We start from the raw sequence: 14765 nt of genomic DNA on the forward strand, positions 1-14765 counted from the left end.
GGTAACCGCCCCGCCCGAGGGACCCGGGGAGGCGGTTATCCACACGTTGTCCACAGCCTCAGGGGCGGGTCATCCGCAGCACGTCGAGGGCCTCGTCGAGCTGCTGCTCGGTGAGCTTGCCGCTCGCCAGGTGGCCGCGCTCGACGACGACCTCGCGGATGGTGCGGTTCGAGGCGAGCGCGGCCTTGGCGATCGCGGCTGCCTCGTCGTAGCCCAGGAAGCGGTTCAGCGGGGTGACGATCGAGGGAGAGCCTTCCGCGTACGCGCGGGCGACGTCCACGTTCGGCTCGAGCCCGTCGATGCAGCGGTCGGCGAGCAGGCGCGCCGCGTTGGCCAGCAGCCTGATCGACTCGAGCAGGTTGCGGGCCATCACCGGCAGCATCACGTTGAGCTCGAAGTCGCCCTGCGAGCCCGCGAAGGACACGGTCGCGTCGTTGCCGATGACCTGGGCACAGACCTGCCGTACGGCCTCGGGCACCACCGGGTTCACCTTGCCCGGCATGATCGAGGAGCCGGGCTGCAGGTCGGGCAGGCGCAGCTCGCGCAGGCCGGCCCGCGGGCCCGAGCCCATCCAGCGGATGTCGTTCACGATCTTGTAGAGCCCCACGGCGATGACCTTGAGCTGGCCGGACGCCTCGACGAGCGCGTCGCGCGCGCCCTGGGCCTCGAAGTGGTCGCGGGCCTCGGTGACCGGCAGGCCGGTGGTCTGGCGCAGCCGATCGATGACCGCGGGCGCGAAGCCGGGCGGGGTGTTCACGCCGGTGCCGACGGCGGTGCCGCCCAGCGGCAGCTCGGCCAGGCGCGGCAGGGTGGCGGTGAGCCGTTCGATGCCGTTGGCGACCTGACGCGCGTACCCGGAGAACTCCTGCCCGAGCGTGACGGGGGTGGCGTCCATGAGGTGCGTACGCCCGCTCTTGACCACCTCGGACCAGGCGTCGGACTTGGCCAGCAGCGAGGAGCCGAGGTGCTCCAGGGCCGGGATGAGGTCGGCGGTGACCGCCTCGGTGGCGGCCAGGTGGATCGACGAGGGGAACACGTCGTTGCTCGACTGCGAGGCGTTGACGTGGTCGTTGGGGTGCACCGGGCGGCCCAGCTCGCGGGCCGCCAGCGTGGCGATCACCTCGTTGGCGTTCATGTTGGACGAGGTGCCCGAGCCGGTCTGGAAGACGTCGATCGGGAACTGGTCGTCGTACCCGCCGTCGGCCACGTGCGCGGCCGCCGTGGCGATCGCCTCGGCCAGATCCTTCTCGAGGACGCCGAGATCCGCGTTCACTTGCGCGGCCGCGCCCTTGATCTGGGCCAGCGCCTTGATGTGCGCGGACTCGAGGCCACGCCCGGAGAGGGGGAAGTTCTCGACCGCGCGCTGCGTCTGCGCGCGCCACAGGGCGTCGGCCGGCACCCGAACCTCACCCATCGTGTCCTTTTCGACCCGGTAACCGCTCTCGTCTGTAGTCGTCACGCCCCAATGGTCTCTCCGACCGCGCCGGTTCGCAGTTGATCCTCACCACCGATCCGGGCGAACGACTCCTCGACGTCGGCCAGCTCGTACGCCCCGAGGGCGGCCAGCGTGGCCCGGGCCCGGCCGAGCAGACGCCGCGCCTCGGCTCGATCCTCGTCGATCAGGTGGTCGCCGAGCCCGGCCTGGGCCAGCGCCAGGGCGTACGGGAGCCGCACCTGCTCGCTGACGCGCAGCGCCCGTTCGAGCAGCAGGCGCGCGGCGGCCCGGTCGCCGGCCAGCCGCAGGGTCTGCCCGAAGGCGAGGCAGATCCGCGACTCCAGCTCCCGGTCGGTCAGCCGCTCGGCGAGCGCGACGGCCCGCCGGTGACCGGCGATCGCCTCGGCGAGCCGGCCCTCCGCCGCGAGCAGCTTGGCCATCTCGTGCTGGGCGTTGGCCTCGCCGTGCGGATAGGCGGAGCGTTGCAGCAGCCGCAGCGCCACCCCCACCTGCCGGCGCGCCGCGGCGACGTTCACCTCGCCCAGCCGGTGCTTGAGCACGGCGATGTTCCACAGCGAGTCGGCTATCCGGGTGGGGTCGCGGACGTCGAGCTGCATCATCAGGCGCAGCCGGTGACAGCGCAGCGCCTCGCGGAAGCGGCCCAGGTGCTGGTAGGCGTTCGCGAGCACGTTGACCTCGTCGCGGCCGTACCTCGCCGCCGCCAGCCGCCGGACCTGCAGCGCGATCTCGATGCTCTGCTCCCACCGGCCGTTCTCGTGGTGCAGGACGGCCAGGTTCGCCAGCGCGCGGGCGAGGGCGTCGCGGTCGCCGAGCGTGCGGCGGATCGCGATGCACTGCTCCAGCAGCCGGGCGGCCTCGGCCATCTGCGACCGGCGGTAGTGCACGGAGGCCAGGTAGTTGAGCATGGTCGCGGTGCCCGCCCGGTCGCCGTCGCGCCGCAGCAGCGCCAGCGCGCGCTCGTTCATGCTCTGCACGTCGTCGAGGTAGCCCCGCATGAACAGCTGGCGCCAGGCCGCCCGCGGCAGCTTCCACGCGTAGTGGCCCAGGCCGGGGGCGCTCGCCGCGGCCTCCACATAGGCGCGCAGGTGCGGCCGTTCGCGTTCGAGCCGGGCGACCGGGTCGCTGACCGCCGCGAGCAGGTCGGGCCGCAGCGGGGACAGCTCGCCGATGTCGCGTTCGACGGCCCCGCGGTACGCCGGGAGGTTGCTCGCCACCGCCGCGTGCAGCTGCAGGTCGAGCGCCCCGCGCAGCGCCTCGGCGCGGTCCCCGGCGGGGATCTCGGTGGCCAGCGCGGCCGCGTACTCGCGCAGCAGGTCGTGCAGCCGGTAGACGCCGGGCTCGGGCTCGTCGACCAGGTGCACGTCGATCAGGTCGTCGAGGGTGTCCTGCGCGGCCGGCAGCGGCAGGCCGGTCATCGCGGCCGCGGTCAGGGCGTCGAAATCGGTGCCCGGGCTCAGCCCGAGCAGGCGGAACACCCGCCGTACGGCCTCCGGCAGCTGGCGGTACGAGACGGCGAACGCGCTGGCCACCGACCGCTCCTCGGCCGCGAGCTCGGGCAGCGCCGACTCGCCGAGCCGGCGCACGAGGTCGGCGACGCGCCACCGGGGCCGGTGCGCCAGCCGGGCGCCGGCCAGCCGCAGGGCCAGCGGCAGCCCGCCGCACCGCCGGGCCACCTCGGCGGCCGCCTCCGGCTCGGCCCGCACCCGCTCGCCGGCGATGCGGGCCAGCAGGTCGACCGCCTCGGCCGGCTCGAGCACCGGCAGCGACTCCGGGTGGACGCCGTCCAGGCCGAGCAGCCGGCGCCGCCCGGTGACCAGCGCGAGGCTGCCCGGCGTGGTGGGCAGCAGGTCGGCGAGCTGGGCGCTGGACGCGGCGTTGTCGAACAGCACGAGCACCCGCCGCTCGGCCAGCTCGGTGCGCCACAGCCCGATCCGGTCGACCAGCCCGGGCGGCACGCGGTCGGCCTCGACGCCGAGCTGGCGCAGCAGCACCAGCAGCGCCGCGGCCGGGTCGAGCGGCTGCTCGGCGCTGTGGCCGTGCAGGTCGACGAACAGGTGCGCGTCGGGGTAGCGGTCGCCCAGCAGCGCGGCCACGTGCAGCGCGAGCGTGGTCTTGCCGCTGCCGGCCATGCCGTCGATCACCGCGATCACCGGCGCGGACCGCCCGGCCGCGTCGATCGCGCCGACGAGCCGCCGCACCACCTCGTCGCGCCCGGTGAAGTCGCCGACCGTACGCGGAAGGCAGCGGATCACCGCCGTGGCCGACGCCGAGCCGGTCAGCGTCGTCACGTGCAGTCGCTGCAGCTCGGACCCGGGGTCGAGACCCAGCTCGTCGCGCAGGGCCGACCGGATCCGGCGGTACTCGGCGAGCGCGTCGGCCTGCCGCCCGGCGCCGCGCAGCGCCCGCATCAGCAGCCCGCTCAGCCTCTCCTGCAGCGGGAACCGGTCGACCGCGGCGGACAGCTCGCCGATCAGGTCGCGCTCGCGCCCGGCGGCCGTCTCGAGCTCGGCCCACGCCTCGATCGCGGCGACGTGCTGCTGGTCGAGGGCGTCCGCGGCCAGCCGTACGTCGTGGCTGTCGATCCCGGCCGCCGCGTCCCCGCGCCACAGGTCGAGCGCCCGCCGGTAGAGCGCCGTGTCGCCGCTGCGGCGGGCGTCGGCGACCAGCCGCAGGAACTCGGCGGCGTCGAGCTCGCCCAGGCCCGGAGTCAGGCAGTATCCGGCGGGGTCGCTGCGGATCGCGTCGGCGGGGAGCGAGCGGCGCAGCCGGGACACGCACGTCTGCAGCTGGCCGCGGGCGGTGGCGGGCGGGTCCACGCCCCAGACCGCGTCGGCCAGGGCGCCCACGCTCACCACGCGGCCGGCGTGCAGCAGCAGCATGGCCAGCACGACGCGATCACGGCCCGCCGTGACGGCGACGTCGTGCCCGTCGACGGTGACGGACAGTGGCCCGAGGATCCGGTAGCGCATGCCACCCTCCGTCCCCCTGGGAACATCGAGAGTAACCGAGGTGACGAGAGCGGGACGACAGTGGAACGACAGCGCGGTACGCCACGCTGAAGCCCACGCCGTCGCATCGTGGATGTATGACATCGCCCCAGCACGGTGCGGCGGCCCAGCGGGGGAGACGGGGGACGCGCAGCCCGTCCGCGCATCGCGCGGACGGGCTGTTCGTGCCCCGCCGATCACCGTCGGTTGGACGACGGGCGGACCGGAACGTAACGTTCGCGGGGCGTGCCCCGTCCCCGACCGAAGAGGATCACCTCATGCGACGCGCCCTGATGGCCGTGCTGGCCGGCGGCGTCCTGCTGACCGGCGCCGCCTGCGACAGCGACGCGACCAGCACCGAGGCGGCTCCGGCCGCCACACCCGAGAGCACCGCTCCGAGCAGCCCGCCCCCGCCGGACTACACCGCGAACACCCGCCAGGTCTGCGGCAAGCTGCAGACCGTCTACTCGGGCGAGATGCGCGACTTCGGCGCCGCGATGGGCAAGCTCATCACCTACCGCGAGACCAAGCAGGCCGCCGAGGCCAAGAAGGCCGAGAACACGGCGGTCGCCGAGCTCAAGGCCGTCGCCGCCAGGATCCGCAAGGAGACCGCGGCGGCGCAGAACCCGGAGTTCAAGGCCGCCGGCATGACCTCCGCCGCCAAGGTCGACGCGAGCGCGGTCAACCGGGCGTACATCAGGAAGGCGACCACCATGAAGGTGCTGACCAGCACCATCGAGGGTCAGTTCAAGGAGTGGCTGAGCCCGGTCGCCGGCTACTGCGCGAGCTAGCGCCGCCCGATCGAGAGGACGGGCTTCGTCACCTCGGCGAAGAAGTCGTTGCCCTTGTCGTCGACCACGATGAAGGCGGGGAAGTCCTCCACCTCGATCTTCCAGACCGCCTCCATGCCGAGCTCGGGGTACTCGAGCACCTCGACGTGGCGGATGCAGTCCTGGGCGAGCCGGGCCGCGGGGCCGCCGATCGAGCCCAGGTAGAACCCGCCGTACGTGTTGCAGGCGCGGGTCACCTGGGCGGAGCGGTTGCCCTTGGCGAGCATCACGAGCGAGCCGCCCGCGGCCTGGAAGCGCTCGACGTAGGAGTCCATCCGGCCGGCCGTCGTGGGGCCGAACGACCCGGAGGCGTACCCCTCGGGGGTCTTCGCCGGGCCGGCGTAGTAGACCGCGTGGTCGCGCAGGTACTGGGGCATCGGCTCCCCGGCGTCCAGCCGCTCGGCGATCTTGGCGTGCGCGATGTCGCGGGCCACCACCAGCGGGCCGGACAGCGACAGCCGGGTCTTCACCGGATAGCGGGACAGCTCGGCGCGGATCTCGGCCATCGGGCGGTTGAGGTCGACCTTCACGACCGGCTCCGCGTCGAGGTCTACCTCGGGCAGGAACCGCGCCGGGTCGGTCTCGAGCCGCTCCAGCCACACGCCGGACGGGGTGATCTTGGCGACGGCCTGGCGGTCGGCCGAGCACGAGACCGCGATGGCGACCGGGCAGGACGCGCCGTGCCGGGGCAGGCGGATCACCCGCACGTCGTGGCAGAAGTACCGGCCGCCGAACTGCGCGCCGATGCCGAAGTCGCGGGTCAGCTCGAGGACGGCCGCCTCCAGCTCGACGTCGCGGAAGCCGTGGGCCGACATCGTGCCGTGCCGGGGCAGGTTGTCCAGGTATTTCGCGCTGGCCAGCTTGGCGGTCTTGAGTGCGTACTCCGCGCTGGTGCCGCCGATGACCACCGCCAGGTGGTAGGGCGGGCAGGCGGACGTGCCGATCAGCCGCAGCTTCTCGTCCAGGAACTCCATCATCCGCGCCGGGTTCAGCAGCGCCTTGGTCTCCTGGTAGAGGAACGACTTGTTGGCCGAGCCGCCGCCCTTGGCCATGAACAGGAACTTGTACGCGTCGGGGGCGCCGCCCGGGTCCTCGGCGTACAGCTCGATCTGCGCCGGCAGGTTGGACCCGGTGTTGCGCTCGTCCCACATGGTCAGCGGCGCGAGCTGCGAGTAGCGCAGGTTGAGCCGGGTGTACGCCTGGTAGACGCCCTGCGCGATGGCTTCCTCGTCGGTGCCGTCGGTGAGCACGTGCCGCCCGCGCTTGCCCATCACGATCGCGGTGCCGGTGTCCTGGCACATCGGCAGCACGCCGCCGGCCGCGATGTTCGCGTTGCGCAGCAGGTCGATGGCCACGAACCGGTCGTTCGGCGAGGCCTTGGGGTCGTCGATGATCGCGCGCAGCTGGGCCAGGTGCGCCGGGCGCAGGTAGTGCGCGATGTCGTGCATCGCCTCGGCGGTGAGCTGCGTGATCGCGGCCGGCTCGACGGTGAGGAACCGGCGCCCGCCCGGGCCGTGTACGACGTCCACGCCCTCGTCCGTGACCAGTCGGTACTCGGTCAGGTCGTCGCCGGTGGGCAACAGCGGCGAGTACGAGAATGCGGCGCCTCTGCTCATGAGCGGCAAGCCTAGACAAGCGGCCACGGCATGTGCGAACCGCTCCGGCCCCGGACGCATACCGTTTCGGTCAAGCAAAGGGGAGATACGCCATCTCGCGCCCGGCGACGGCGATCATGCCGCCCGGCCCGACGGCGAAGATCCCGGCATCCGTACGCACGTCGGCCAGCACGCGGCCGCTGCCCGGCGAGACGGCCACGACCCGGTCGGGCTTGCGGGTCGTGATCACCGCTGCGTACCGGGTGAGCGCCGCGGTCACGTCCGTGCCGACCTGCCGTGACCAGGTCGTCCGGCCCCGGCTGAACGAGTAGCCGCGCAGCGTCCGCGAGTCCGCGCCGCGGATCACCCCGAAGCTGTCGTCGACGGCGAGCACGCTCTCGCCGCTGCCGCCGTGCCACATCACCCGCCCGTCGTGCGCGGCCAGCAGCTCCTCCCGCCCGGTCGGGTCGACGCCGAGGATCACGTCCTCGCCGCCCGCCGGGTCGTGTTCCTGCTTGCACTCCGCGCCGTTGTCGGCCGTACGCAGGTTGAGCCCGTCGCGCTGCCAGACCGGCGCGGACGAGGGCGGATCGGTCGCGACCACGCCGTAGTAGCAGGTGCCGTCCCGCGCCGTGCCGGTGACGGTGAGCACCCTGCCGCCGGCGATCGCGACCCGCTGGTCCGCCGCGGGCTGCGCGACCTGCAGGACCCGTCCGGTGGCAGTGTCGATCACCCGGACCCGCCCGTCGTCGGGCAACCCGATCAGCCCGGGCATCCGCCGCGGGCGGGCCACGTCGTCGTCCACCCGGCCGGCCGTGAGCTGGCGGGTGTCGGGCAGGTCGGGGTTGGCGGCGTTGAGCACGAAGCCGATGCCGCCGGTGTCGACGGTCCAGAGCGGCCTGGTGCCGCGCGGCGCCCAGGCGGTCAGCCGGCAGTCCCCGCCCTTGGCGCAGTGCAGGTCGAGCAGCGCGTTGCGGTAGGTCCAGACCGCGGTGGCCTCGGTGTCGGCGCGCAGCACCGAGCCGCTGCGCGGGTCGAGCACCTGGTAGCCCTTGGTGAGCAGCCGTCCCGTGGCGACCACGGCGTTGGCGCCGTCGCCCGCGATCGCGGCCCAGTCGGCGTCGCTGTCCCACAGCTTGACCCCGGCGGTCAGGCCGTACGCCTCGACGGACGTGCGGTATTCGACGACGACCGCGTCCCCGGCGATCGCGACGCTCTGCGGGCTGCCGCCGATGCGCTGCTGCCACCGGGCCGTGCCGCCGGCGATCGGCTCGCTGGTGTTGACCCAGCCCCAGACCCTGGGCCACGGGTTCCAAACGCCGGTCGTGGCCAGCACGATCACGATCACGATCGCGACCAGCGCGTACCCCTTCCAGGGGCTGCCACCCGACGCCATGCGCGACACGCTAGCCAGATCAATTACCCGTACGAGGGAACCTGATTCGCCCGTGTCGATACCGTATGGCCGACATGTCGGACGGGACGCCGGTGACATTGTGCAAGTTGCACCGTCGGGCGCCGTTGCGACGCCGCCGGGCGAGCACGGTGCGCAACCGCGCGGACAACTGTTGAAACGGCCTGTGACCTGCGACAACCTCAGTCAATGACGCAGACGATGGCTTACGGGACCCGCACCGACGACGTCTTTCCCGTCAAGGGCGTCGACCACCTCAAGTTCCTCGTGGGCAACGCCAAGCAGGCCGCCCACTACTATTCCACGGCCTTCGGCATGACCTGTGTCGCCTACCGCGGCCCCGAGCAGGGCTACCGCGACTCCGCCGAGTACGTGCTGGTCAGCGGCGGCGCGCGGTTCGTGCTCGCGGGCGCGGTGCACGCGGGCGCGCCCGGCGCCGACCACGTGACCAGGCACGGCGACGGCATCCAGGACATCGCGATCGAGGTGCCCGACGTCGACAAGGCGTACGCCCATGCGATCTCGGCCGGCGCCCGCAGCGTGACCGAGCCGCACGACCTGACCGACGAGCACGGCACCGTACGGGTGGCGGCCATCGCGGCGTACGGGGACACCGTGCACTCGCTGGTCGACCGCTCCCGCTACACCGGCCCCTTCCTGCCCGGCTTCGTCTCGCGCGCGCCGATCGTGGACCGGCAGCCCGCGATCGACGCCGGCCTGCAGCCCAAGCGCTTCTTCCAGGCCGTCGACCACGTGGTCGGCAACGTCGAGCTGGGCCGCATGGACGAGTGGGTCGGCTTCTACGGCCGCGTCATGGGCTTCACGAACATGGCCGAGTTCATCGGCGACGACATCGCGACCGACTACTCCGCGCTGATGTCCAAGGTCGTGGCGGACGGCACCCGCAAGGTCAAGTTCCCGCTCAACGAGCCGGCCGTCTCGCGGCGCAAGTCGCAGATCGACGAGTACCTCGAGTTCTACGGCGGACCCGGCGCCCAGCACGTCGCCGTCGCCACCAACGACATCCTGGCCAGCGTCGACGCGATGCGCGCCGCGGGCGTCGAGTTCCTGGACACGCCCGACTCCTACTACGAGGACCCCGAGCTGCGGGCCCGCATCGGCCAGGTGCGCGTGCCGATCGAGGAGCTCCAGCGGCGCAAGATCCTGGTGGACCGGGACGAGGACGGCTACCTGCTGCAGATCTTCACCACGCCGGTGCAGGACCGGCCGACGGTCTTCTTCGAGCTGATCGAGCGGCACGGCTCGCTCGGCTTCGGCAAGGGCAACTTCAAGGCGCTGTTCGAGGCGATCGAGCGGGAGCAGGAGCGTCGCGGCAATCTGTGACACTGGTCGCGTGACCCAGCCACCCGGGTACGGGCCCCAGACGGGGCCCGTGCACCCGCTCCGCCCGCCGGCTCCCGAGCCCGGCCGGCCCTGGACAACGCCGATGCCGCCGCCCGCGCCGCTGAGCCCGGCCGGTGCGCCGCTGGCGGCCTTCGCGGACCGGCTGCTGGCGCACCTGATCGACACCCTGCTGGTCGGGGCGGTCGGCCTCGTGCTGGCGACGCCGTTCCTGGTCCTTGTCGTCCGGCGGCTCTCCGTCGCGGACCCCTACGAGCAGACCGGTGCCGGCGCCGCGTTCGCCGACTTCGCGCTGCCCGTCCTGCTGTTCCAGGCGGGGTTCTTCGTCGCGATGGCGCTGCTCTACTACCTCTACCTGGTCGAGTACATGCACCGCAGGGGCCAGACCCTGGGCAAGCGGGCCATGGGGATCCGGGTCGTGCCGGTCGACCCCGGCCGCACGCTCACCCGCGGCATGGCCGCCAAGCGGTACGCCGTCACGTACTTCGGCGGCGTGTTCATCCCGATGTTCACCGTGCTGGACGGATTGTGGCCGCTCTGGGACAAGCCCTACCAGCAATCCCTGCACGACAAAACCGCCGGCACCGTGGTCGTTAAGGTTTCCCCATGAGCTCGCTGCCTGCCGGTTGGTACAAGGACCCGGCCGACCCCGACACCCAGCGTTACTGGGACGGCGAGGGGTGGATCGGGAAGGCGATCCCGGCCGACGCGGTGCCGCCGGAGGGTCCGCCCCCGGTCGAGGAGGAGCCGCCCGCGGCCGCCACCCCGCCCGCGCCGGCGCCGCCCACGCCGGCCGCAGCGCCCACGCCGCAGGCCCCACCGCCGGGCTGGGGCCCGCAGCCGCCGCCTCCGCCGGGCTGGCAGCCCCCGCCCGGATGGCAGGCGCCGCCACCCGGCTCCCAGCCCCCGCCCGGATGGCAGGCCCCGCCACCCGGCTCCCAGCCCCCGCCCGGATGGCAGGCCCCGCCGTCAGGCTGGCAGCCTCCGCCGGGATGGCAGCCGCCGCCCGGCATGCGCGCGGGCATGTTCCCGCCCGTGCAGGCGCGCCCGCACGGCTTCGCGCTGGCCGGGCTCGGCCCGCGGCTGGTGGCCCGGCTGATCGACATCCTCGCGGTGCTGCTGCTCAACGTCGTCGTCAACGGCTGGTTCGCCTACCAGTGGCTGCGCGAGTTCGTGCCGATGTACCGCGCCACCCTCGACGAGATGGCCAACGGCGGCAACGCCTTCGACGTGCAGGCCTCGGGCCGCATGGACGGGCTGCTCTGGGCCATGCTGATCGTCGCCACGCTGCTGTGGCTGGTCTACGAGGCGCCCGCGATCGCGAGCAGCGGCCAGACGCTGGGCAAGCGCATCATGCGCATCAAGGTCGTCGCGGTCGAGAACACCGAGCCGCTCGGGTTCGGCCGCGCCTTCGGCCGGTGGGCCCGCCTCGGCCTGTGGACCCCGGCGTGGGGCTGCGCCGGCATCGGCCTCGTGCTGCAGCTGATCGACTGCGTGTCGCCGCTGTTCGACCAGCAGCTGCGCCAGGCGTTCCACGACAAGACGGCCCGCACGGTCGTGATCGCGCTACCCCCCGACGACCGCCGCCCGGTCGACGCCACCACCCGTGGCGGCGGCACTACGGAAGGAAGATGATGACCCGCCTCACCCGCGCCGACCTCGACAACCTCCCCGCGTACGTGCCGGGCCGCAACCTGGCCGACCTGACCCGCGAGCTCGGCATCGCCGAGGCGATCAAGCTGGCCAGCAACGAGGTGCCGTACGGTCCCCTGCCCGGCGTGCCCGAGGCGGTGGCCGACGCGATGCTCCAGTCGCACCGCTACCCCGACATGGGCGCGCTGGAGCTTCGCGACGCGCTGGCCGGGCGGCTGGGCGTGCCCGCCGACCACATCGTGACCGGCTGCGGGTCGGTGGCGCTGGCCGAGATCCTGGTCAAGGCGACGTGCCTGCCCGGCGACGAGATCGTCTACTCGTGGCGCTCGTTCGAGGCGTACCCGATCATCGCGGCCGGCGCGAGCGTGACCAGCGTGCGCGTGCCCAACACCGCCGAGCACGGCCACGATCTGCAGGCGATGGCCGACGCGATCACCGAGCGGACCCGCCTGGTGATCGTCTGCAACCCGAACAACCCGACCGGCACGAGCGTGCGCAAGGCCGAGCTCGACCGGTTCGTCGAGGCCGTGCCCTCCGACGTGCTGATCGTGCTCGACGAGGCGTACCGGGAGCTGGTGACCGACCCCGAGGTGCCGGACGGCCTGGCTACGTACGGCGACCGGCACAACGTCCTCGTGCTGCGCACCATGAGCAAGGCGTGGGGCCTGGCCGGTCTGCGCATGGGTTATCTGGCGGCGCAGCCCGAGGTGGCGGCCGCGATCCGCAAGGTGCTCACCCCGTTCTCCACCAGCCTGGTCGCCCAGGCGGCCGCGATCGCCGCGCTGGCCCAGGAGGACGAGGTGCGCCGGCGGTGCGCGCTCGTGGTGGCCGAGCGCGACCGGGTCACCGAGGCGCTGCGCAAGATCGGCGCCGACGTGCCCGGCAGCCAGGCCAACTTCGTCTGGCTGCCGCTGGGCGACGAGTCGGCGGCGTTCGGCAAGGCGTGCGAGTCGCGCGGGGTCATCGTGCGGCCGTTCCAGGGCGACGGCGTACGGGTCACGATCGGCACCCCCGAGGAGAACGACGCGTTCCTGGCCGCGGCCGAGGCGGCCCTCAACGGCTAACCGACGAGCTGCGCCTCGGCGCGGTGGTGGTCCTCCTCGCTCAGCCGGGCGGGGAAGACCCGGCGGCCGGCCGTCACGATCAGCACGACGGCCGCCAGCGCCAGCCCGGCGGTGATCAGCGGCAGCCCGCCCAGGTGGCCGGCGCGCACCATCCGCTCGCCGAGCAGCGCGCCGCCGCCGATCCCGATCTGGAATGCGACCACGTACAGCGCCGATGCCGCGTCCCGGGCGCGCGGCGCGATCCGCAGCGGCGCCGCGGCGAGCAGCACCGGGATGGCCGTGAAGGCGCCGCCCCACAGCAGCGTCACGATCACGGTCGGCACCGGCCCCAGCACCGGCGCGAGCAGCGCCACCGACGCTGACAGCACGGTGAGCAGGACGACGAGCATCGTGCCGGGCCGCCGGTCCACGAAGCGGCCGGACACGTAGTTCATGACCAGCCCGACGAAGCCGTAGCCGAGCAGCAGCACGCTGAGCCCCGCGCCCTCCAGCCCGGCGTCGCGGCGCACGAGCGGGGCGATGTAGGTGTACGCCGAGAAGTGCCCGATCACCAGCACCGCCGTGATCAGGCAGAGCAGCAGCACGTGCGGATCGCGCCCGATGGTGATCGCGGCCCGCAGCTGCGCGCCGGCCCGCGTGTTCAGGTCGTGCGGCCGCGGCGGCAGTGCGGGCAGCACCTTGAGCAGCCCCGCGACGCACACCACGCCGCCCACGGCCATGGCGCCGACCGCCACCCGCCAGCCCAGCCACTGGCCAAGCGCGGTTCCGAGCGGCACGCCCAGCACGATCGCCAGCGAGTTGCCCACGAAGACCAGCGCGGTGGCGCGTCCGGCCTGCCCCGGCGGCGCCAGCCTCGCGGTGACGGGCCCGATCACCGACCAGAACACCCCGTGGGCCAGCGCGCAGATCAGCCGGGCGAGCACCAGCACGACGAACGTCGGCGCGAAGGTGGCCGCCGCCTGCGACACCACGAAGATCGCTACCGTGATCGCCAGCAGCAGGTGGCGCGGCACCCGCATGGTCAGCGCGGTCAGCGGGATCGTGCTCACCGCCGCCACGACCGCGTAGCTGGTCAGCAGCAGCCCGACGTCGGACTCCGCCACCCGCAGGTCGCCGGCGATCTCGGGCAGCAGCCCCACCGGGAGCGTCTCCGCGGTCACGTAGAAGAACGAGGTGGCGCCGAGGATGGCCAGCGCGGGACGGTTCAGGGTCACGTTCGTACATTAAGCTCTTTGTTCGAGCAAAATGAAGGGAAGCCACTGTGACGACGCGCTCAACCGACCTTCTCCGGTTGGTGCACACCCACCCCGGCATCACCCGTGCCGACGCCGCGCGCCGCCTCGGCATCGGCACCGGCGCGGCCACGGAGCTGGTGGGGCGCCTCTCCCAGGCGGCGTTGCTGACCGAGGCGCCCGCCGCCCCCAGCGGCGCTCGCGGCCGCCCGACCACCGTGCTCGTCCCCCATCCCGCGGGCCCGCTGGTGCTGGCCGCCGAGATCACCCACGAGGCGTGGCGCATCGACGTGGTCGAGCTCGGGGGCCGCACCCTCACGTCCGTCGCCGGCCGGCACACCGGCACGACCTGGGCCGAGGTGAGCGGGGCCGTCACCGTCGCGATCCAGGAGCTTTCCCGGCCGTACGGCGACCGGCTGCGCGCGCTGGGCGTCTCGGTCCCCGGCACCGTCAGCCCGGCCCTGCGCCTGGACGCGAGCGGCCCCGGCTGGCACGACGCCGACCTGACCGCCCTGCACCCCGCCTCCTTGCGGCCCACCTCCGCCGCGCCGCTCATCGTGGCCGGCAACGACGCGAGCCTGGCCGCCGCCGCCGAATCGGCCCGCGGCGCTGCCGTGGGCGCCTCGGTGGCGCTGCACCTGCGCATCGAGGGCGGCCTGGGCGGCGCGATCGTCGACCACGGCCGGCTGGTGATCGGCGCGACCGGCTCGAGCGGCGAGTTCGGCCACATGCCGTTCGGCGACCCGGCCGTCGCCTGCGCCTGCGGCGCCCACGGCTGCTGGGGCACGGCCGTCGACGGCACCGCCCTGGCCCGCCTGCTCGGCCGCCCTGCCCCGCCCGACCCGGTCGCCTTCGCCCGCCAGGTCATCGCCTCCCCCGGCGCCGCCGAACAGGCAGCCGTCCGCACGGTCGCCGCCGCCCTGGGCCGCGGCGCCGCCGGCCTGGTCAACGGCCTCGACGCCGACCTGGTCACCCTCGGCAGCATCGGCGCCGACCTGCTGGCGGCCGCCCCAGACGAGCTCCACGCCGCCTACCGCTCGGGCCTCATGGCCATCCGCCGCGCCCGCCCCCCTCTGCTGTTGCCGGCCGCCCTCGGCCCCGACGGCCCCCTCGCCGGCGCCGCCGAGAGCGCCTGGTCGGCACTGTTGTCGCAGCTCGGCTAGGCCGCATCC

The 14765-nt window shown here is 73.6% G+C and carries 11 protein-coding genes; 6 read left to right on the top strand and 5 right to left on the bottom strand.

Annotation, left to right across the window (positions count from 1 at the left end; all coding sequences use genetic code 11):
- Nucleotides 1-58 precede the first annotated feature (58 nt).
- Together ACSNN8_RS10565 and ACSNN8_RS10570 are read right to left on the bottom strand one after the other, a co-directional pair.
- Nucleotides 59-1459 (bottom strand): class II fumarate hydratase, encoded by a 1401-nt coding sequence (locus tag ACSNN8_RS10565; protein WP_436648471.1) that lies wholly within the window; start codon nucleotides 1457-1459, stop codon nucleotides 59-61.
- Nucleotides 1456-4425: a BTAD domain-containing putative transcriptional regulator gene (locus ACSNN8_RS10570; RefSeq protein WP_436648472.1), complete on the bottom strand. Its 2970-nt coding sequence runs from the start codon at nucleotides 4423-4425 to the stop codon at nucleotides 1456-1458. The genes ACSNN8_RS10565 and ACSNN8_RS10570 overlap by 4 nt, the downstream gene beginning before the upstream one ends.
- Nucleotides 4426-4721: 296 nt before the next feature.
- On the opposite strand from ACSNN8_RS10570, the gene ACSNN8_RS10575 reads away from it, so the two are divergent.
- Entirely contained in the window at nucleotides 4722-5234 is a 513-nt protein-coding gene (locus ACSNN8_RS10575; protein ID WP_436648473.1) for a hypothetical protein, read from the top strand.
- Here the strand turns inward: ACSNN8_RS10575 and ACSNN8_RS10580 are convergent.
- Together ACSNN8_RS10580 and ACSNN8_RS10585 are read right to left on the bottom strand one after the other, a co-directional pair.
- Nucleotides 5231-6889 (bottom strand): fumarate hydratase, encoded by a 1659-nt coding sequence (locus ACSNN8_RS10580; RefSeq protein ID WP_436648474.1) that lies wholly within the window; start codon nucleotides 6887-6889, stop codon nucleotides 5231-5233. The genes ACSNN8_RS10575 and ACSNN8_RS10580 overlap by 4 nt on opposite strands.
- Before the next feature lie 70 nt (nucleotides 6890-6959).
- Nucleotides 6960-8264 (bottom strand): hypothetical protein, encoded by a 1305-nt coding sequence (locus ACSNN8_RS10585; protein WP_436648475.1) that lies wholly within the window; start codon nucleotides 8262-8264, stop codon nucleotides 6960-6962.
- Between the two features lie 207 nt (nucleotides 8265-8471).
- Here ACSNN8_RS10585 and hppD point away from each other — a divergent pair, with 207 nt between their 5' ends.
- The 4 genes from hppD to hisC are packed head-to-tail and all read left to right on the top strand — an operon-like array spanning nucleotide 8472 to nucleotide 12361.
- On the top strand, nucleotides 8472-9626 hold the full coding sequence (hppD, locus tag ACSNN8_RS10590; RefSeq protein ID WP_436648476.1) for a 4-hydroxyphenylpyruvate dioxygenase: 1155 nt from the start codon (nucleotides 8472-8474) through the stop codon (nucleotides 9624-9626).
- A gap of 10 nt (nucleotides 9627-9636) precedes the next feature.
- Nucleotides 9637-10254, top strand: coding sequence for an RDD family protein (locus ACSNN8_RS10595; protein ID WP_436648477.1), 618 nt, complete (start codon nucleotides 9637-9639; stop codon nucleotides 10252-10254).
- The gene (locus ACSNN8_RS10600; RefSeq protein WP_436648478.1) at nucleotides 10251-11279 is read left to right on the top strand and encodes an RDD family protein; all 1029 of its coding nucleotides are present in this window, start codon (nucleotides 10251-10253) and stop codon (nucleotides 11277-11279) included. The genes ACSNN8_RS10595 and ACSNN8_RS10600 overlap by 4 nt, the downstream gene beginning before the upstream one ends.
- Entirely contained in the window at nucleotides 11279-12361 is a 1083-nt protein-coding gene (gene hisC / locus ACSNN8_RS10605) for a histidinol-phosphate transaminase (protein ID WP_436649502.1), read from the top strand. The genes ACSNN8_RS10600 and hisC overlap by 1 nt, the downstream gene beginning before the upstream one ends.
- Here hisC and ACSNN8_RS10610 read toward each other — a convergent pair.
- Nucleotides 12358-13575 carry an MFS transporter gene (locus ACSNN8_RS10610; protein ID WP_436648479.1) on the bottom strand — a complete coding sequence of 406 codons (1218 nt, stop codon included), beginning with the start codon at nucleotides 13573-13575 and terminating at the stop codon, nucleotides 12358-12360. The two genes, hisC and ACSNN8_RS10610, sit on opposite strands and share 4 nt — an antisense overlap.
- Nucleotides 13576-13622: 47 nt before the next feature.
- On the opposite strand from ACSNN8_RS10610, the gene ACSNN8_RS10615 reads away from it, so the two are divergent.
- Nucleotides 13623-14756, top strand: a complete 1134-nt coding sequence (locus ACSNN8_RS10615) for an ROK family transcriptional regulator (RefSeq protein WP_436648480.1) — start codon at nucleotides 13623-13625, stop codon at nucleotides 14754-14756.
- The last annotated feature ends 9 nt before the right edge of the window (nucleotides 14757-14765 follow it).

The organism is Actinoplanes sp. URMC 104 (assembly GCF_051386375.1).
Classification (GTDB): domain Bacteria; phylum Actinomycetota; class Actinomycetes; order Mycobacteriales; family Micromonosporaceae; genus Actinoplanes.